At 46.9% G+C, this 19223-nt stretch carries 23 protein-coding genes; 16 read left to right on the plus strand and 7 right to left on the minus strand.

The features are described from left to right. Positions 1-121: 121 nt before the first annotated feature. Positions 122-499, plus strand: coding sequence for a cytochrome b562 (locus DXX3274_RS14075; protein ID WP_042860307.1), 378 nt, complete (start codon positions 122-124; stop codon positions 497-499). Positions 500-903: 404 nt separating this feature from the next. Continuing rightward, positions 904-2184, plus strand: coding sequence for a cellulase family glycosylhydrolase (locus tag DXX3274_RS14080; protein WP_042860308.1), 1281 nt, complete (start codon positions 904-906; stop codon positions 2182-2184). A 70-nt stretch (positions 2185-2254) separates the two neighbouring features. Here DXX3274_RS14080 and pelL read toward each other — a convergent pair whose 3' ends face one another. Further along, positions 2255-3532 (minus strand): pectate lyase PelL, encoded by a 1278-nt coding sequence (pelL, locus tag DXX3274_RS14085; protein ID WP_042860309.1) that lies wholly within the window; start codon positions 3530-3532, stop codon positions 2255-2257. Between the two features lie 698 nt (positions 3533-4230). On the opposite strand from pelL, the gene DXX3274_RS14090 reads away from it, so the two are divergent. The 4 genes from DXX3274_RS14090 to lysC are packed head-to-tail and all read left to right on the plus strand — an operon-like array spanning position 4231 to position 5620. Further along, positions 4231-4542, plus strand: coding sequence for a phage holin family protein (locus tag DXX3274_RS14090; protein WP_042860310.1), 312 nt, complete (start codon positions 4231-4233; stop codon positions 4540-4542). Continuing rightward, on the plus strand, positions 4532-5020 hold the full coding sequence (locus tag DXX3274_RS14095) for a glycoside hydrolase family protein (RefSeq protein ID WP_042860312.1): 489 nt from the start codon (positions 4532-4534) through the stop codon (positions 5018-5020). Before DXX3274_RS14090 ends, DXX3274_RS14095 begins: the two co-directional genes overlap by 11 nt. After that, on the plus strand, positions 5017-5457 hold the full coding sequence (gene lysB, locus DXX3274_RS14100; RefSeq protein ID WP_042860313.1) for an Rz-like lysis system protein LysB: 441 nt from the start codon (positions 5017-5019) through the stop codon (positions 5455-5457). The genes DXX3274_RS14095 and lysB overlap by 4 nt, the downstream gene beginning before the upstream one ends. Beyond that, the gene (gene lysC / locus DXX3274_RS24260) at positions 5342-5620 is read left to right on the plus strand and encodes an Rz1-like lysis system protein LysC (RefSeq protein WP_238556128.1); all 279 of its coding nucleotides are present in this window, start codon (positions 5342-5344) and stop codon (positions 5618-5620) included. Before lysB ends, lysC begins: the two co-directional genes overlap by 116 nt. Positions 5621-5885: 265 nt before the next feature. Here the strand turns inward: lysC and DXX3274_RS14105 are convergent, their stop codons facing one another. The 6 genes from DXX3274_RS14105 to DXX3274_RS14130 form a co-directional block, all read right to left on the minus strand. Then, complete coding sequence (locus DXX3274_RS14105) at positions 5886-6083, minus strand: hypothetical protein (protein WP_042860314.1); 198 nt, start codon at positions 6081-6083, stop codon at positions 5886-5888. A 655-nt stretch (positions 6084-6738) separates the two neighbouring features. Next, positions 6739-7746, minus strand: a complete 1008-nt coding sequence (locus DXX3274_RS14110; protein ID WP_042860316.1) for a tyrosine-type recombinase/integrase — start codon at positions 7744-7746, stop codon at positions 6739-6741. Positions 7747-7752: 6 nt separating this feature from the next. Further along, positions 7753-8637, minus strand: a complete 885-nt coding sequence (locus DXX3274_RS14115; RefSeq protein WP_042860317.1) for a BRCT domain-containing protein — start codon at positions 8635-8637, stop codon at positions 7753-7755. Positions 8638-8729: 92 nt separating this feature from the next. After that, positions 8730-9908: a BRCT domain-containing protein gene (locus tag DXX3274_RS14120; RefSeq protein WP_042860318.1), complete on the minus strand. Its 1179-nt coding sequence runs from the start codon at positions 9906-9908 to the stop codon at positions 8730-8732. A gap of 79 nt (positions 9909-9987) precedes the next feature. Then, positions 9988-10599: a membrane protein gene (locus DXX3274_RS14125; RefSeq protein ID WP_038923272.1), complete on the minus strand. Its 612-nt coding sequence runs from the start codon at positions 10597-10599 to the stop codon at positions 9988-9990. A 15-nt stretch (positions 10600-10614) separates the two neighbouring features. Beyond that, a complete protein-coding gene (locus DXX3274_RS14130; RefSeq protein ID WP_038923273.1) occupies positions 10615-11001 on the minus strand; it encodes a helix-turn-helix domain-containing protein in 387 nt (128 codons plus the stop codon). Between the two features lie 277 nt (positions 11002-11278). Here DXX3274_RS14130 and DXX3274_RS14135 point away from each other — a divergent pair, with 277 nt between their 5' ends. The 10 genes from DXX3274_RS14135 to DXX3274_RS22940 form a co-directional block, all read left to right on the plus strand. After that, positions 11279-11491: a hypothetical protein gene (locus DXX3274_RS14135; RefSeq protein WP_042860319.1), complete on the plus strand. Its 213-nt coding sequence runs from the start codon at positions 11279-11281 to the stop codon at positions 11489-11491. A 226-nt stretch (positions 11492-11717) separates the two neighbouring features. Continuing rightward, positions 11718-11927 (plus strand): phage filamentation protein Fil family protein, encoded by a 210-nt coding sequence (locus DXX3274_RS22935; RefSeq protein WP_071526193.1) that lies wholly within the window; start codon positions 11718-11720, stop codon positions 11925-11927. A 4-nt stretch (positions 11928-11931) separates the two neighbouring features. Then, positions 11932-12273 (plus strand): DUF5347 family protein, encoded by a 342-nt coding sequence (locus DXX3274_RS14140; protein WP_016940948.1) that lies wholly within the window; start codon positions 11932-11934, stop codon positions 12271-12273. Between the two features lie 64 nt (positions 12274-12337). Further along, a complete protein-coding gene (locus DXX3274_RS14145; RefSeq protein ID WP_019843861.1) occupies positions 12338-12568 on the plus strand; it encodes a DUF2732 family protein in 231 nt (76 codons plus the stop codon). Further along, entirely contained in the window at positions 12568-12792 is a 225-nt protein-coding gene (locus tag DXX3274_RS14150; RefSeq protein ID WP_042860322.1) for a TraR/DksA family transcriptional regulator, read from the plus strand. The genes DXX3274_RS14145 and DXX3274_RS14150 overlap by 1 nt, the downstream gene beginning before the upstream one ends. After that, positions 12789-13745 (plus strand): Dam family site-specific DNA-(adenine-N6)-methyltransferase, encoded by a 957-nt coding sequence (locus DXX3274_RS14155; RefSeq protein ID WP_042860324.1) that lies wholly within the window; start codon positions 12789-12791, stop codon positions 13743-13745. The genes DXX3274_RS14150 and DXX3274_RS14155 overlap by 4 nt, the downstream gene beginning before the upstream one ends. 480 nt (positions 13746-14225) lie before the next feature. Further along, positions 14226-16832, plus strand: a complete 2607-nt coding sequence (locus DXX3274_RS14165) for a replication endonuclease (protein WP_238556044.1) — start codon at positions 14226-14228, stop codon at positions 16830-16832. A 93-nt stretch (positions 16833-16925) separates the two neighbouring features. Continuing rightward, positions 16926-17201: a type II toxin-antitoxin system HicA family toxin gene (locus DXX3274_RS14170; protein WP_038904575.1), complete on the plus strand. Its 276-nt coding sequence runs from the start codon at positions 16926-16928 to the stop codon at positions 17199-17201. Continuing rightward, on the plus strand, positions 17198-17557 hold the full coding sequence (locus tag DXX3274_RS14175) for a type II toxin-antitoxin system HicB family antitoxin (RefSeq protein WP_038904574.1): 360 nt from the start codon (positions 17198-17200) through the stop codon (positions 17555-17557). Before DXX3274_RS14170 ends, DXX3274_RS14175 begins: the two co-directional genes overlap by 4 nt. Before the next feature lie 315 nt (positions 17558-17872). Beyond that, a partial coding sequence (locus tag DXX3274_RS22940) for a retron Ec67 family RNA-directed DNA polymerase/endonuclease (protein WP_152495267.1) occupies positions 17873-19223 on the plus strand: 1351 nt, incomplete at its 3' end.

Here is a 19223-nt window from a genome sequence, read left to right on the forward strand (position 1 = left end):
TAATAATTATCATTATCCTGCAATATAAAATCCATTTGACCATACATATTGGGTCGTGAATACTGCCGAAAACTAATAAGGGTATAAACCCCGCCATCTGGCTAACTAACAGGAGTGAGCAATGAAAAAAACTATTATGGCTATCGGCTTGGCAATCGCGGCGTCTACTGTAGCCCTGCCGCTCGCCAGCCAGGCCGCCGTCAAAGACGAAATGGGCGCGATGGCGAAGAGCTACAAAAGCGCATCCAGCGCCAATGACGCCGCCACGCTGAAAGCGGATCTGCTAAACCTGAAAGCCCATGCGACCAAGGCCAAAGCAGACCCTGAGTTCAATAAGAGCCCGAATAGCGCAGTGTTTAACGAAGGTCTGGAAAAACTGCTCAAACAAATCGACGCGGCTATCGCGCTGGTTGATGCAGGCAAACTGCAGGAAGCCAAAGCCGCCACGGATGAACTGAAAAAAACCCGCGCCGAGTACCACAAAAAACTGGGTGTGTAATTCACCAGTCACCGCAGCAGTGGGGCTTATTATCCCTGCTGCGGCCTTCCCTCTTCACCATCCAGCATGAATAAAACAGCATAGTTGCTCTTTTTCATCGCTTTATATCGCCAGTTTATTCCTCCCAGTGAATGTATTAGGAAACCACAAGGTACCATCAGAAAAATAACACGATTAAGCATTCGTTATGATAATCCACATAATCGGCAAAGGTCGTATTGAAAATTCCGAGAATGAATCGGGCATCTGGATCTACTGTAGAAAATCCACTATAACCTAGAGAGTTTCATCATGTGCGGGTATTGCAATATTGATGAACACACCGACTGAATAGAATAAAATCAATCACGTATTCTATTTACAGTTAACACTGACACATAGTCATATGAAATGGAGATTCATTTATGCTTCTCTCTTATTTGGATGAAAATACCGCTATCGATGGCAAAAAACACGCACCACGTAAAAAACTGTTTCTATCTTGTGCCTGCTTGGGATTAAGCCTTGCCTGCCTTTCCAGTAATGCCTGGGCAAGTGTTGAGCCGTTATCCGTCAACGGTAATAAAATCTATGCAGGTGAAAAAGCCAAGAGTTTTGCCGGCAACAGCTTATTCTGGAGTAACAACGGCTGGGGCGGTGAAAAATTCTACACGGCCGATACCGTTGCCTCGCTGAAAAAAGACTGGAAATCCAGTATTGTTCGCGCCGCTATGGGCGTTCAGGAAAGCGGTGGTTATCTTCAGGACCCGGCTGGCAACAAAGCCAAAGTTGAAAGAGTGGTGGATGCCGCAATTGCCAACGATATGTATGTCATTATTGACTGGCACTCGCATTCTGCAGAAAACAATCGCAGTGAAGCCATCCGCTTCTTCCAGGAAATGGCGCGTAAATATGGCAACAAGCCAAATGTCATTTATGAAATCTACAACGAACCGCTTCAGGTATCATGGAGCAATACCATTAAACCTTATGCCGAAGCCGTGATTTCCGCCATTCGCGCCATTGACCCGGATAACCTGATTATTGTCGGTACACCCAGTTGGTCGCAAAACGTGGATGAAGCCTCACGTGATCCGATCAACGGCAAGAATATCGCCTATACGCTGCATTTCTACGCCGGGACCCATGGCGAGTCATTACGCAATAAAGCACGCCTGGCGTTAAATAACGGTATTGCGCTTTTCGTCACCGAGTGGGGCGCAGTTAACGCAGACGGCAATGGCGGAGTGAACCAGACAGAAACCGACGCCTGGGTAACGTTTATGCGTGATAACAACATCAGCAACGCAAACTGGGCGTTGAATGATAAAAACGAAGGGGCGTCAACCTATTATCCGGACTCTAAAAACCTGACCGAGTCTGGCAAAAAAGTAAAATCGATCATTCAAAGCTGGCCATATAAATCGGGTAACGCCGCCAGCGCAGCAACCGAACCGTCAATCGACCCCACCACAAGCACCACCGTTGATGAACCTGCCACGACCGACACACCGGCAACCGCCGATTGCGCCAACGTCAACGTTTACCCCAACTGGGTTAGCAAAGACTGGGCAGGTGGGCAGCCCAGCCATAACGAAGCGGGCCAATCGATCGTCTATAAAGGCAACCTTTACACCGCAAACTGGTACACCTCATCCGTTCCAGGCAGCGACACTTCCTGGACGCAGGTTGGCAGCTGTAACTGATTGATTAATTTGCTTCACACTAAAAAACAGGGCTGCACGATTGCAGCCCTGATATATAACATCCCGTCACTTAATTGCGTTCAAAAGCGCCCAAATCCGGTGCGCTGCCTGAATAGCTGATATCGCTCTCTTTCGTACCCGCATTAATCAGCTTTGAGTTAGCCGACAGACGGAATAATGAAGTTTCCGGCAACGTACCGTCATTATCACGAGATACGGTCGCAAGAGACGTATCCAGGCTGACGAAATCGGACGCGGAGGCCGCTGGTCCCGTATCCCATGAGTTGGATTTCGCATCCGCATTACTGACCGTTACGGAAGCAGACAGCGACACGTTGTTACGGAAGTAATGTTTCTGCCCTGACTGTACTTTGCTCCCGAAACCATAATTAATGCCGTTTTTATATGACGTGTTATTTATCACCGTAACGCCGCCAGCGTTATTGTTCTGATCAAAGCCTTTGCTCACATTGCCAAAGGCAACAGAACGGGTAATGCGATGATTGCCCACCGCCTGATTTCCGCCCAGTTTAAACCCGTTGCCATTGCCGGCGAACGCGCTGTCATTCCAGTAATTAATGCCATTACGGAAAGCCCAACTGTTTTCAATCACCACTTTCTGCGGACTGTCAAATAAGTCAAATCCGTCATCCGAGTTTTCCCAGGCACGACAACCGACGAAACGGTTACCCGGCCCCTGTTTTTGTTTCGGTCCAAATCCATCGGCCATACTGCCGTTCTTCTTAGGATCATAGTTACGGTAGGCATCCGAATTAATGACCGTGTTGTATGAGCCGCCGTTATTGATTTCAAGTCCGGTATTACGGTTATGATGGAATGCCGTATTCTCAAAGGTATTATGGCTACCGATCACATAAGCCCCCTGATAGCCGGCTCGGGTTACCTCTACGCCTTTGAAATACCAGTAGTCGCCGGTCACATAAAACCCGTAGGACGCCTGTACCCATTGACTGTCCGGGAATGAGAAGTCAAATACCGCCCGACCGCAATTGGCGGCTGCCACATAAATTGGCGCCCCCTCTTTTCCGGATTTATTGAATGTAATCGTATTCCCTTTACCTTGAGTATAGGGAATGGTATAGGTTCCCGGTTTCAGCAGAATCAACTCGCCGGGATTAACCGCCGCCATGGCGGCAGAAAAACTCATTGGGGAATTAAAGCTGTTGCCGTTATTGCTGCTGTTGCCATTCGGCGCAACATAATAAATACGCTTGGTGCTAATTCCACTGGTAAGATCCGAACTGCAATCCGCTGCCAGAACTGATGTGCTATTTACCAGAAAAAATGCCGCTAACCCGGTACTGATAAAACAATTTAAATATTTCATCCTTTGCCTCATGATGTTGTAAAAATTATCTATCCATCGGCCTCAAGATGCATACTCCGGCAAATGTCGTCAGGCGAGAAAAAGGCTGCGATCCGCTACATCTAAAATCGATAGCCAATGAATCAGCTTGTCACTGTGAAAAATTACGTTGGAAGGGAACCATTCCTTCGGTTTTCCTTGAACAGAAGCTGTTCTGAGTACATTGCATCCTGCATATTGAGGTGGCGTGAGTATACTACGTTTACGGTATATGAATACTGACCGTAACTGAATGATATTCGGCTGTTAAAGACACATATGCCATTCATGGCGCATACGTCATGATAAAGCATCAAACAAAATACAAAAAAAGCCATTTCTCGCTCATCTAAATAAAAATTACATTATTAGTGTATTAATTCAGAAATGAGAGCATCATTATATATGTGAACAGAATAACCGTTATATTTAATAGCAGATAAAGATATTGCCGCACGGATGCCCTGCCATCACCATGACTGGCAACACCGACTGTTCACCCCCGTATTACCGTATCCGGCACCCCCGTGTTTGCTGATGGCTGAGCCATCACCCATCGCTGCCATCGTCATACGTCAGTTGGTTTAATGACGGGCATATAACGCGAGACAACGCGTGAAAACATCCTGTTATCTCCGCCGTTATTACTCTGCCTGAAAAACCAACGACTGGACTCACACATGAATGAAACAGATAAAAGCATCGTCTCTCTATTTATTATCGGCACGCTGATTGCCGCCGGCAAAGTGCTGGCGGGCAGTGAGCCCATCACACTGCGGCTGTTTATTGGTCGCGTGATGCTGGGAGGTTTTGTCTCAATGATGGCAGGCATCGCATTAGTACAGTTCCCCGACCTGTCGCCCGTCGCTATCAACGGTATCGGCGCCGCACTGGGCATCGCCGGCTACCAGACTATCGAACTGCTTATTCAACGCCGTGTTCGCCAACTGGGCAAAAAAAGCACATCGGAGAAAAATAACGATGCTCAATAACCCTAACCTTATTGCGTTTTTGGATATGCTGGCCTTTTCCGAAGGAACCGCAACACATCCACTCACCTGTAATCGTGGTTACGACGTGATTGTCACCGGGATTGATGGCAAACCAGAGATTTTCACCGACTACCGGGATCATCCATTCGCCAATGGCCGCCCGGGAAAAATCTTCAACAAGCAGGGGCAGCGCTCCACGGCAGCCGGACGCTATCAGCAGCTCTACCGCTACTGGCCAGCCTACAAGACCCAGTTGGCGTTGCCGGATTTCGGACCCAATGCGCAAGATACGTTAGCTATCCAGCTGATTCGAGAACAGCGTGCGTTGGACGACATTACGCAAGGCCGGCTTGCCAGCGCCATTACCCGGTGCAACAACATCTGGGCCTCACTGCCGGGAGCGGGCTACGGTCAGCGCGAGCATAACACCGAGCGGCTGGTCGCCGTGTACCAGCAAGCGGGCGGGAAACTGGCATGAAAAGCGCCATGATCATCGCTGTCATCATGATTGCGCTTAGCGCAGGGGTGGGCGTGCAGTCCTGGCGACTGCACAACGCCCGTCAGTTAACCGATCAGCAAGCGCAGACATTGTCGTTACAACAGACAGCGCTGGATGAAAAATCCGGCCAGTTGAAAGCGTTGTCCGAACAGGCTGAACGCAACAACCTTGAACAGGCTCGACTGCGCGACATGGCCGCCGAGACTCAGGCGGCGCGCTCTGAACGGCAAAAAGTGGTGATGAGGTTACAACATGAGAACGAAGCGCTTAAACGCTGGGCTGACACTGATCTGCCTACTGATATTATCCGGCTGCGCCAGCGCCCCGCCTTCGCAGGTGGCCGTGCTTACCGTGAATGGCTGTCCCAGACTGACACCCTGCCGGTTCCCGGCGGCCAGTCCGCAAACCAACGGTGAGCTAAACAGCCTGCTGGATGAAACCGAAGCCGCGCTGGCGACTTGCGCCGACCAGGTGGATGCCATTATTGCCTGTCAGGCAAAAAACGATGCTACGCCCGGCGCCACGATTGTATCAGGGAATCAACCGGGCAATAGGGATGCCGCAGCGGCAACGCAATGATCTCCGCCGTTGAGGCAAGATGAATCACAGGAAGGTAAAGTTGGGAAGCGAAGTCTCAGACTGGGATGTCAGGGCGACCGAGCCAGGAAATTGAGGTATTCCCATTCAAGCCAGTCGCTCATAGCCTTCAGCCCAAATCAGGTCGGGTTTTCAGGGCTGGAGGTAGCGGGCTGTTCACGTTTCGACCCGGCGGCTACATAGTGAATAGGCCTGTCGTGACGGCAATAAAAAACCGCCCGCAGGCGGCCATAACTCGTTATAGTAATTAATCGTTCTCTAGCGCACGCTGAATGATATCGGCAGTCTCGGTGATTCTACTACCTATCGCATCCAAAGCGACTTGTACTCCACTTTCGCTGGCACCCTCTTTGATGATCTCGAGTATAGCTGAAATGACTATTTCTCTTTTCTCTTCATCACTTCTTGCGACATCATGCTGATCATAAAAGTAATTCTGAAGCATAAAGACTCCTTTTCATTATCAATGGACGCAGCATATCGCTAAGACTATTCCGAATAAAGCATTATCACAGGTAACCGATGAATGCCTGTTGTTATTCTCCGCGTTTATATGCTTTTTTTGCTCAATCACTGAACCGAACGCATGGAAAACCGTTTTGACTATAAGCACCGGTTCAAAGGCGACGGAGCCGGGTATATAGCCAAAAACATCGGCGATTATGCGTTGAATAACAAGCGGTGCAAAAAGACACCGGCAATCGACTGAAAGATACCTCAGTAGCACTAACATCCTGTGCAGCCGCTAATTATTCAACCATAGTTAACAATAGCGGCTTACCGGAGGCCGCTTTTTTTATGTCTGAAAAATCGGTGCTGCCATTTTGGCACCACTTGCCAAATTACAGGCACAAAAAAACCGCCTCGTGGCGGTCATGTTCTTTTAATTATTTTCTTATATTACAAGGCGTTAGCACATGGTGCCCAGAGCGGGACTTGAACCCGCACAGCGCGAACGCCGAGGGATTTTAAAAAGTTAATGCCCGCTTTTTATATCATAGAGTTACGTTAATTCAATACGTTAGCAGTATTCAATTCAGGTTAATGCGAGCTAATGCGGAAATCTGCTGCCATCGGTTTAACGTGGCAGCGCCCCATGATTATTCATCTGTGGTTAAAGAATCAAACGGGTTGAGGGTCACGGCCGCATCCAGATGATCCGGCGCGAAATGCGCATACCGCATGGTCATAGTGATAGAGCTATGACCAAGTATCTGCTGCAACACCAGAATATTGCCGCCGCGCATCATGAAGTGGCTGGCAAAGCTGTGCCTGAGAACGTGAGTCAACTGCCCTTCTGGTAATTCAATGTGCGCTTTCTTTAAGGCGTGCTTAAATGCCTCATACGCTGGTTTGAAGAGTTGGCCGCGCCGTTTGGGCAACAAGGCGTGCATTCTTTCAGAAATAGGAATGGTTCGGTTTTTCTTCCCTTTGGTTTTGACGAATGTAATCCTGCCGGGAAGGATTTGCGATTGTTTCAGGGTTTGGGCCTCGCCCCAACGTGCCCCCGTCGCCAGGCACAAGCGAACGATGATACCGAGATCTTTATTCTCTGATTCATCGCAGGCAGCAAGCAGGCGCTTAATTTCATCCGGGTAGAGAAAAGCCAGTTCCTGATCGCCTTCCTTAAACTGGCGTATGCCATCCAGTGGGTTTTCTTTTTCCCACTCCCCCATGCGCTTCAGCTCAGAAAACACCGCCCGCAGGTAGGAATATTCGCGGTTCACCGTGGCCTCTTTGATAGCCGTCTTCCCTTTTGGGTTCCATTCGCCTTTTAACCGGCGCTCGCGGTAAACAGCGAACATATTTTTGTCAACGTCTATCGCAAAGGGATTACCCAACCGCTCACAGATCGCCATCAGTTTAGAGTAACGGTCTTCACCTGACTCCAGCGTCTGGCCGTGCATGTCGTACCAGCGCTGGATCAGGTCTTGCAGCGTTGTGCTATTGGTTTCGGTCGATATCCCTTTTTTATCCGCCATCAGGCGGCGTTCATACGCGAGTGCCTCACCTCTGGTAGCAAATTGTTTACGAACGCGCTGACCATCGCGCCCATAGGGGAAGCATTGGCAAAGCCATTTGCCGGATGGAAGTTTGTTTACAGCCATGTAATATTATCCAGTAAAGCTCTGCCACTGTTCTTCACTGATTATTTTCAGTGGAATGCCACGATTATCCCGGTAGTCTATTGCTTTTTCTATTTTCCGACCGTGAGCCTGATATCTCCAATGTTTACAACTCAATGTACCAATAATAAGAAAATCAAGTTTTGCTGTTATATTATCAATCACCTTCCCGCCTGCATCTTCAATCAGTTTTTTACACACTGTTCTTTTTCCATAAAGGAATTCACCTGTCAGACAAACTGTTGCATTGGAAAGAACTAAGCTCTCTATATCATCCACTGGTAAGCGAGTTGCCAACCCATCCACTACACCGGAATCAACATCACTTCCGGTAAAAGCGATTAACGCTTTTTTCAATTCATCACGTTCTTCTGATGTAATGATCCCATCGGCAAGAATCCGGTTAACCAATGCGTATAACTCTTTTCCAGGGTAATTAACTTTGAGCGAAGCATTAGATGATAGCCACCAATTTAAGTATCTTATTTCTGAATCATTAAGTTCATGATTAGCCATCATTCCTTTACATAGGCCTTCCAATAAATGCTTGTCCGCTTCATCGGAGTACAAGTCAAGCTCAGGTAAATCAGACAGCTCTTTTTGCACCTTGATTAAATCAGCTTTCAAATAATTCAATTCATACGGCTCAATAACGCCATCAGACAATATATCGGAAAGTCTATTTGAAATCATCCGCACACAATAGTTTTTACTGATTAAATCAGCATCTTTTATCCATGTATCAAGAAACAAAACCTCTTTCTCATCTATATGACCATCACAGTTTATGCCCTCAATGATATTGATAAGGTTAATAAGTAATTTATCTTTATTCCTTTTATAGTTAAAAAAATCTAGTTTTTCATCTGCCATGAGGTTTTCCTTTGGTATTAATTTCAAAGTCAACTTATAACTACATTTCCAACCGGGAAATCATTTACTCAAAACAATACTGACAAATATTTCTAATTATCACCAAATAAATTTACACGCACTGGTTTTTTTCCTTCATCCTTCTTCCAGTAGTAGCCTGACTGAAGTAATGAGATAAGTTCGTCCTGAGTTATTTTTATCGTATCAAACAGGTCAATTTTACTTCTATCAATACTAGGTTTGAATATATCCAGTGTTATTTTACCCGGATCATAACTCTGACTTTCTATCATGATTGGCAGGTTGGTTAACTTTTTAGGCGTTAGTTGGTGATATGGAATAAAATCACCTGAAAAGAAACCATCAATAGTTGCAACTGGATCATAACCAGAAAAACACTCATATTTGACTTGTAGTGCAACAGCATCTGGTATTTTTAGAAACTCGCTCCACTCACTATAACCCAATTTATCACTATAAAAGACATCACCTCTACCGAAAGAAAAAGAGTTACCTTGCGTCCAATCCTCGTATTGATATTTATTGAAGACAAATTTAGTTAGTTTTATATCTAGTGCATCACGGTGGGATTCTCTTATTGCAAAGCGCCAACCAGCGGCATAACCATCAACAAAACGAGCAATAAGCGCGGAACTCCTGCGTGGCTCTCTGATAGTTCGAAATGTTGAAGTTACCTCATTGTGCAAAATCTCTATTTTTTCATGTATATCCTTTTCGTCAGATTCATAAACCTCTGTCGGTTCTATTGGAATCTCACCTGTATCAACAAATGAAAAGAATTGATCTTTGGAAAGGATGAAACAGTTTTTTTCATTTGCCTGTTTTATTTTCTTCCATCCAGCATTAGGGCCACAACACAGGAAATATAATTTGGCTGTAATACCTTTTCTGACTAACAGTCCTTTTTTTTCAGCGAGTGATTCTAGTTCATCCTTTATGTCTTTATCAAAACCAGTAAAGCAAATCTCCAAACCACGGGGAGTATCTTTCACTCGCCGAGTTTCAATCTTGAGATCTGCTATAGCTAAAGGACTAGCGGCAGAAACCATTTCTTCATTTGAAGAGTATACATCTATTATTCTTTCAAGTTTGAAGGTTCTAAAGCCCTTCTTGTTGATGCAATACCCTTGAAGATAATTATCTTTATATACTGCATCGACAACGTAATTGTTAGACACCTCATTATTAGCATTGATATAAGTAAAGAATATTTCTTTCTCGGTTTTTGAAATCCATTCTTCAAATGTCATAAAAAGCCCTTCTATAAATAGCTATTTGATTTATCTATCTTTAGAGTTGAGATATTTTTTATGTTACTTATCGATACGTCTAACGAAAAAAAATAGCGCCGAGAATTATTCCAGCAACAAACACAGCACTGAAAACCAATGGTTCTGCTTTAAGCACCTCTTGCCAGCTCTGGCGAGTGTTAGGCGTGGTTTGACCGGGAACGCTCGAACACTGACGATCATCCAACCATGAAAGCGCCTGCTGAAGCTGGGATCGGGTCAGTTCAGTTAATCGGCCAGTACCGAAATGAATGTGACAGTAGTGAATTAATTGCTGCCGCTGATCTACCTGCTGGGTGTTCTTCAACAGCAGATGCACAAGCGCATTACTGGCATCCTTTTCCCGGTATCTGTCGCGCAACGCCTGAAGATAACTGACCGCCGTTTGATACTGGTTGACCGTCATATCCTCAATGCTTTTGACGCCAATTTCAGCATGGACGCGCTGCCACACTGAAAAACCTTCTTCATAGCCGCCGTCAGCAATTTCTTTTACCAGTTGGTTTAACTGCTTACGCTGCGCGGGAACCAGTGGGCGTTTTTCTTCATTGGCCGCCGGAATGGCAATATTGATCTTATCGACCGTGATGCTGCTTTCGTAAAAATCCCGCCCGGCTACCCGGTTTTCATTTCCATGAGATTCAACACTCATTCCTGGAGCGTTCCCTTATTTTTTGTTTTCGTGATAATCCCTGCCAGCAACACGCTGACCACTACCCGTTACGTTTATCGAGCCTGTTGATACTGAGCTTCCTGCCGTTAATGCGGCCAGTACAGCAGCTTTTACTGTAAGAGGCGCAGTCCGATAGTTACCAAGCAACTGTTGTTCTTCATCAGTTAACGTGGCAGCAGAACGAACACCTGTAACAACGTACTGCACATCAACACCGATTTTTGATACAGCATTCAGATATGCCGCATCTGGCATCCTGTCGCCTTTTTCATAATTCAACTGGGTTAGTTTTTTTACTCCCCCAATATCTCCCATCGCTACTTGGCTAAGGCCGAGGCGTTCACGCTCCTCTCGCAAGCGAGTGCCGATATAATTTTCCATACCAAATCTCTTGACTGGTATATTTTTTTATACCAAAATGATTTTCACAGGCTAACAGTGGATCACAACATACCATTATGACACAAGAAAATCATGATCAGCGGTCGCGTCTGCCGCGGGGGATTGCATCGCGCAACCCTACCCCCATGAGGCTTTCCGAAGATGAACGCGCCAGGCTAGCAGCGTTGGCTGAAAAAGAAAGCCGTTCACTCTCCAGCATGGCGAGACTGGTTTTTCTCCGGGGGCTGGAGTCTTTTAACGCTGAAGGATAAGCGCCATGAGTAAAGCGTTAACCATCAATATCACCATCCCAACGGCATATGTTTCTCTCAGGAAATACTCAGAATTAACGGGTATCCCCTTTGAAACCTGCCGGGGCATGGTAAAAAGCGGGAAAATCATTATCCGGCCAAAAGAAAAAGCAAACGAGAAAGTAGAGGTGAATCTCGTTGCCATGCTGCGCGATGCCATTGCCAGCAGTGAAATATAAAGGAGCCACATGGAGAATAAAAAATCAGGCCGCCAATACGCAATTACACAATTAAGTAAGCACACAAACGTATATCGGGGCTTCTCAATTATTAAATGTCCGCGAACGATATCAAATCCGATTACCCGATATCGTGTTAGTCAGTCTGGGCAGTCTTACGGTTTATTTGATGCACTGACATTAGCCACCGGTTATATCGATAACCTTTACACAGCGAGGCGATAATATGATTTCCATAGCTCGTCTATTAACTTCTCAGTCACCATCACCAGTAATCCCTAATCAGGGTAAAGGCTGGCTGGAACTGCCAAACGGCCAGCGCGTTAAGCCGTCCGTTAATCAGGTCTATTTCGCACCCTGGAGCCAAAAGCCCTACATGCCAGCGCCTAAGCAAAAGCGCCGCTGGTTTTCCCGTCTCATGGGTATTGCGGCGTAGCGTCATGGCTAATACCGAACCCGCTCGCGCCATTCCGCTGAGTATCGCGGAAAGAACAGACGGGCTAAACCACATAGCCATGCTGCGAGGGAAACACTTCAAGACAAACAGTGAGAAAGAAATGTGCCGCTTTATTGATGATATGCGGGACAAGATTGATGACGATTACCATAAGAATATGCGCGTACTGTCGGCAATATTTGAATTAGCGGATATTGATAAGGAGCGGCATCACTTGAAATTTAATGAACTGACAACTGACGAAAAAGAAAGGCTGATTAAAGCAATGAATAAGCTCCGCGCAGTTGTGAGTTTATTCCCCAAAAACTTAATTCTTCCACTGTAATAAAAAAACCAATTTTAGGCGTAAACCCGCCGGGCTTTCTATTACCTAAAAAAAGGAAACCACAATGAAAAATGCCGAAGTAAAAACCATGACTGTCGCCAATGATGGCGCATTGGTCGAGCTGCTGAAAAAGGCCAGACTGGAGGAACGCAAAGATCAGCATTTTTCCTTCTCATTGCGCCTTGCTGCGCTGGCTGTCCGCGCTCAACAACGCGACCTTTCCGCCGCCGAAATGGTGGAATTGATACGCCAGGAGTCCGAACGTTTTGAGCGCTCCGCTCAGGAGCTGAGCTGATGGACTCGATTGACATGGCTCAGGAGCGCGAAGCGTTCATCCGCGAAACACAAATCCAGAAGGCCCGGCAACAGTCGGGCTGTGCCGTTTCTGCATTCGTCTGTGAAAGCTGTGATGCACCTATCCCCGAAGCCCGCCGCGTGGCCGTTCCGGGTGTGCGTCTGTGCGTGTACTGCCAGGGCGATGCAGAACTGAAAAACAAACACTATCGGGGTGCGTTATGAGCATTATTGCCACACCGCTGAAATGGGTCGGCAGCAAGGCCCGCATAATGGATATCCTGCGCGAGCATTTACCGGCTGGTGATCGTCTGGTTGAGCCGTTCGCCGGGTCGTGTTCGGTCATGATGAATACCGATTACCCGGAATACCTGATCGCTGATATCAACCCTGACCTGATTAACCTGTATCAGGTCATCAAAGAGGATTTGAAGGAGTTTATTGATACTGCCGAAGGTCTGTTTCGCACTGCGAATACAGCAGAAAGTTATTACCGTTTCCGTCAGGTATTTAACCGCAGCAAAGAGAATCGCACCACCTCAGCAGCACTGTTTCTTTATCTGAACCGACACGGTTACCGGGGCGTTTGTCGCTATAACCGCGCCGGTGGGTTTAACGTTCCTTACGGGCATTATGCATCGCCTTATTTTCCATTGGCCGAGATTCAGGCATTTGCCGAAAAAGCCCGCCATGCAAAATTCATCTGCGCCGCATTTGGCGAAACATTGCAACTGAGCCGCCCCGGCGATGTGGTGTACTGCGATCCGCCGTATATCCCGCAAACGCCAACGGCCAGCTTCACCAGTTATCACACTGATGGTTTCACCCACAACGATCAGTATGACTTGTGCTGCGCGTTATCACGCCTGGCCGAGCGCGGGATCCCTGTCATCGCATCAAACAGCGACACTCACCACGCACACAGCCTTTACCACAGGTTTGATATCTGCCGTTTCACCGCGCCGCGTAGCGTCGGTGTTGCGGCTGGTGAGAGCAAGCAGGCCGGGGAAATCATTGCTAAGCGTCTGCCGATTCCTGCTGCCCGAAGCCTGTCGAAAGTTTGCGACGGGTGCGGCTATGAAGGTGGTGGGCACTGCCCTGACTATGGGCCAGTTATGGGTGATGCCACCTATCAGGAAATGGTGGCATCCGGCGCGTTGAACGCGGAGCCGTTCTGAATGCCTGAACAGTGGGCATGACATTCTATCTTGCGAGGAATTATGCCGTATCAAATGAGTAATGAAACCAGAATGCTCGTTCTGGCCGTGATCAAACATTCACAAAAAAGCACTCCTGCGGATGCTATCGATGAGTTGAAGAGGCTTTATCAATGTACCTCTGACTCACAAACACAGAATCATAGCCCCTTAGGCCAAAGTCATATTCCGATGCATCTACAAGATCCAGAGACCGGAGAAATTCACATGCTTCAACGTATTCACCTAGTCCATCACAAGTGATCTCACGGTAAAAAACATTTTCATTACATATTAGTATCTTATAAGGAATTAATGGCGAAGTTTTAGGCTGAAATTCAAGCCATTTGGTTATCGCTTCATCGTAAGACGGAAGGGCGAGCTCTTTTTTCACCTTGAAATACTTATGTTCCATATGAGGGCCTTGTTGTGTCAGAAAGACTTCAGAAGGTGATGTTATAAATGTTCAGAGAGTCTAAGGGAAGGCACTCATCCACACTTCAGTTATGTGCAGGAAATGAGTCAAGCCATGAATGGGCCTATCCCTGGAACGCTCCACGCCCTGCGATCTCCGCACCGTCGGGCGTGACTGATCTCCGTCCCTCTCTATTCGTTACGGATGCGGAACCGCACCCCACCGTCACACGGCATCTGAGCCGGATGGTTAAACGCGCTTTGGCAGCGCCAGGTGATGACCGGAATCTTAATCAAGTCGTAGCACAGTTGGAGCACCGGGAGCCGAACGGCACCCAGTTGCTTATCCGTCGCGGTCTGGCGGAAATAGTACGCCGGGATCATCAGAAAACGCTAAGTGACTGGATGAAAACACCGGAAGGCGTGGAAGCCCGCTTGCACGAACAACCGTTTTTTATCCGTGACGTTTACCGCCAAAAAATCGAATGGCTACGAGCGAACCGCGAGCCGCGACACATCAGCGCCTTTTTCATGGGAACCGTGAAAAAAGCCCTGATGCGTCTGGATGCTGTGCGTATGCAGCAAGGTGTGCGTAATGGCTTTGCATCGGAACTGGCGGCCTATTGGGGGCCGCGTTGGGTGCATCTGGCCGGGTTTACCAAGCATGAGGTGATCAATGCCGCGCATACCCTTGCGGCCGCCATCGCCGAAATGTTTGAAACCGAGTGCGGCCACACATCGCCGGAAAACATGACCGACAATGAAATTCAGTGGCTGTATCGCCATCTGGGGCGCGAACTGCTGGCATTACGTGTAACGCCACCGTGCTGGGGGCTGGTCATCGGTGATGAACAAGCCCGGCACCGCATCTATTCCGCCATTTTACGCATTACTTCACCTGAATGGTGGGGGCGGAAACTGTGGCGACTGCGTTGTGAATGGCGGGAAAATCAGTTTCGCGCCATCGGCGTGATCCACAAAAAACGAATGCCGTATGTCAGCCTTGATGCCCTCAACCAGTGGCAAGAGCAGCGCCGCAAGAATCTCGCTTTTTTCCAGACACATGAACTGGTTGATGAAGATGGCAACATCGCATCACTGGAAAACATGGTGTACGGCAGTATCAGTAATCCGGCTATCCGCCGTCATGAGCTGATGACCCGTATGGCCGGTGTTGAAATGGTGGCAATCGCGCGGGGTGATGAAGGCGTTTTTCTCACTATCACCTGCCCGTCGCGTTACCACGCTAACATCCTGAACGGTCACCAAAACCCTAAGTGGGATCATACCTCTCCACGTCAGGGGCAGCGGTATTTATGCCGCACCTGGGCGCGTGCCATGTCTGCGTTGAATCGTCGTGGCTTGCGCCCTTACGGCTTTCGCGTTGCCGAGCCGCACCACGATGCAACACCGCACTGGCATGTGTTGCTGTTTATGCCACCTGCCGACAGAAAGGCCATCACCGATATCTTGCGAGAGTATTTTATTGCTGAAGACCGTGCGGAGCTGGGGCGCAACACCGGCGCACGATTCAAGGCTAAAATGCTCGATCCAAGAAAAGGCAGCGCTACGGCTTACGTGGCGAAGTACATCAGTAAGAATATCGACGGTTACGCGCTGGATGGCGAGCTGGATAACGAAACCGGCAAGCCATTACGCGAAACAGCAAAGTTTGCAATGGCCTGGGCATCACAGCATAACATCCGACAGTTTCAGCCGTTCGGTCTACCGCCGGTAACGGTATGGCGTGAACTGCGTCGCCTGGCAAACCAACTTACCGCAGTCCAGAAAGAAAACGGCACGTTTAAACGCGGGGCCGCACAGCTTGCTGACCCGGCAATGGATGCCGTGCTGGCATCGGCTGACGCCGGTTGTTTTGCCACATACATCGAAAAGCAAGGAGGCGTGTTGATCCCACGCGAGCGCTACACCGTGCGCATTGCCTATGAAGACGCTGACGAACAAAACACCTACGGCGAGACACCGGAAAAAATCTTCGGTGTGTTCTCTCCACGTCTGGGGGCGATATCCCGTATCTGCACCCGGTTAATCAAATGGAAAATCCGCAAGAAGCAGTCCGCTGACGATGGTGCCAGCATTGGCACCGGGAGTGGTTTGGCCGTTACGTCGCCAACCGGCGACGCTTGGAGTTCTGTCAATAACTCTACGGGCGATGAAAAAACATCCATTCCAACGGGTATAGACGGGGATGACTATGGTAGCTGTGAACTGCCAGATGGAGAGCCTGGCGATACACCCGCTCAAACCTTCGCCGACTTCGAGCGCATGACAGACCCGGAACGCCGGGCGCTGCTGTCAAGGTTGCGAACTCAACCGCCAGATCGGCGGAATAACCAACACTCGTCCACTACTCAACGGAACAAATCGGCTGAAAAACAGGTGGTTGGCAAACTGTCGGACGAGTGGCGTGCCAGTATTGCCGATTTCGCCCGCTCAATCGGCTGGGATATTAGCAATATCGAGATCCAGCGGCTGGCGTTGGGGCATACTCTCACCTTTGCGGATCAGCTATACGTTTCACGCTCTGACGGATGCCTGTATCGCGTTCGGCGAGAACGTCGACCGGAAGATGTTGCCGCTACTGTAAGCAACTGGATAGCACGGCTGCGGATGGAGGGGTATCAGGAAGAATGATAGATTGTCATATACTATTATGACTTCATAATTTGACTTCATTTATGGCGGGTTGGATAATGACTTCATAGAGTGATGTCGTGAGGCGAGGGAATGAAGGAACAGGTTTCATCATTACGGAAAAGGCAAAGAAGCACGCTTGAACAGGTGTTTAAATCCCCTGTCCAGTCAGGTATCAAATGGGCCGATATAGAGTCACTGATAAAGGCTCTGGGTGGGGAAGTTAAAGAGGGGCGTGGTTCGCGTTGTAAGTTTCTCCTCAACGGCAGTATCGCTAACTTCCATCGCCCACATCCTTCACCAGATACAGATAAAGGCGCAGTGGCTAACCTGCGCGACTGGCTTGAAAGCATAGGAGTGAAACCATGAGCAAACCATCTACACCAAACACCATTGAGATAGCCGGACAACCGGCTGTTATCAGCTATGTGCCGGAGCTTGGCACGTTTCGTGGTAAGTTTATGGGTCTGACCGGCTATTGTGATTTTGTTTCGGACAGCATTCAGGGACTGAAAAAAGAAGGTGAGATTTCACTGCGTGAATATCTGGATGATTGCAGCGCAGCGGGCATTGAACCATACGTCCGTCAGGAAAGGGTTAAAACGTTTACGTTACGCTACCCTGAGTCTTTCGGAGAGCGTTTGAATCAGGCTGCAGCTGAGCAAGAAACATCTGTCAACGCCTTCATCATCGAGACGCTAAACGAGAGAATGAAACATGCGTGACAGTAGTTTCAACCGTTGATGTTCCGGCCCGCAAATTCTGGCGGGCTTTTTCTTATGCCATAAAATTCAGTTATTGAAGAGTCTAATCACTGAACGATACGGATGTCGGCCTGTTTTCGTAATACCTTGCCAAACTAAACGCAACACTTTCTATGCTTAAATTTTAGTTGCCTAAATCGATACAATGTAATATTAATAAGTTGAGGGCTATAGGCAGATTTTTTATCACGAAGCGTGATATGTGAAAAGAATGTCCGGCGGAATGCCATCAATGTTTTAAGATCACCGATAACAGTTTGCCGGTGAGCTTAATGAGTGCCTATAGCACCTCAACTCACTATTGTAAAAAATAAAACCAAAACTATGTCGAAAAACAATAAACTTTCAGAACTAAAATCAGCAAAAAATATAACAGACTTAGCAAAAATTATTTCAGTCCCTCGTCAGTCAATTACTTATGTTCTGTATGGCATAAATAGGCTGAATTTAGCCAAGTATCATACTTTTAAGATACCTAAAAAAGATGGCTCCGAAAGAACAATTAATGCGCCAGTCAAAGAATTAAAAGACATTCAAAAGAAAGTGTCATCTCTATTACAGGAATGTTTTAGGATTGTTTGTATTCTGGAAGGACATAGAAATCATCTTAAGAAAATTAATTCTCTTTCACATGGATTTATTAAAGGGAAATCAATAATAACCAATGCTACTCCACATAAAAATAAAAGATTTGTTCTCAATGTTGATTTGAAAGATTTCTTCGGACAGATCCATTATGGGAGAGTTTATGGCTTTTTTAAAAACAACAAGCACTTCCAATTATCAGACGAAGTTGCTAAAGTATTAGCAAATATTACTTGCTATCAGCAAGGATTACCACAAGGAGCGCCAACTTCTCCAGTGATATCAAATTTAATTGCTGGAATATTAGATATAAAACTTGCGTCACTTGCAAAAAAATATAGTTGTTATTACACACGCTATGCTGATGATCTTACATTTTCAACCAACTTAAAAGAATTTCCACCAAGAATAGCATCCATTGAAAATGGAGACGTAAGGATTGGGAGTTCTCTTGAAGGAATAATTAAAAAGTGTGGTTTTGATATAAATCACAAAAAAAATAGACTTCAGTTCTGCAACTCCAGACAGGACGTAACCGGTATTGTCGTAAATAAAAAGGTCAATGTGCCCTACGATTATAGAAACAAGGCTCGTGTTATATGGCATAAACTTAAAAATGGAAAAGAAATCTATGCTATAAATTCCCAGCCAGAAATTAAAAAAGATATTAACTATCTGATTGGTATTTTAAGCCACATACACAACGTAAGACGTGAGCATAGAGTCACAACAAAAGAAGAATATATCATTCCCAAGAAACCTAACAAAAAAACATTTGATGATATATTCGATGCTGATAGCAGAATGTATAGAGATGTCCTTTTCTTCAAAAATTTCGTAAAAAATAAAAAACCGGTCATTGTCTGTGAAGGTAAAACTGATATAACTTACCTACAATGTGCACTTGAGTCACAGGCAGCAAAACACCGCTCTCTAATTATAAAAAAAGAACTGCAAATTAGTTTCTTTAGACCGACAAAAACAATAAGTGAATTATTTAAAGTGACAGGTGGTACAGGAGATATAGGCAATTTGATAAGCT

This window comes from Dickeya sp. NCPPB 3274 (genome assembly GCF_000406205.1).
In the GTDB taxonomy this organism is placed as follows: Bacteria; Pseudomonadota; Gammaproteobacteria; order Enterobacterales; family Enterobacteriaceae; genus Dickeya; species Dickeya fangzhongdai.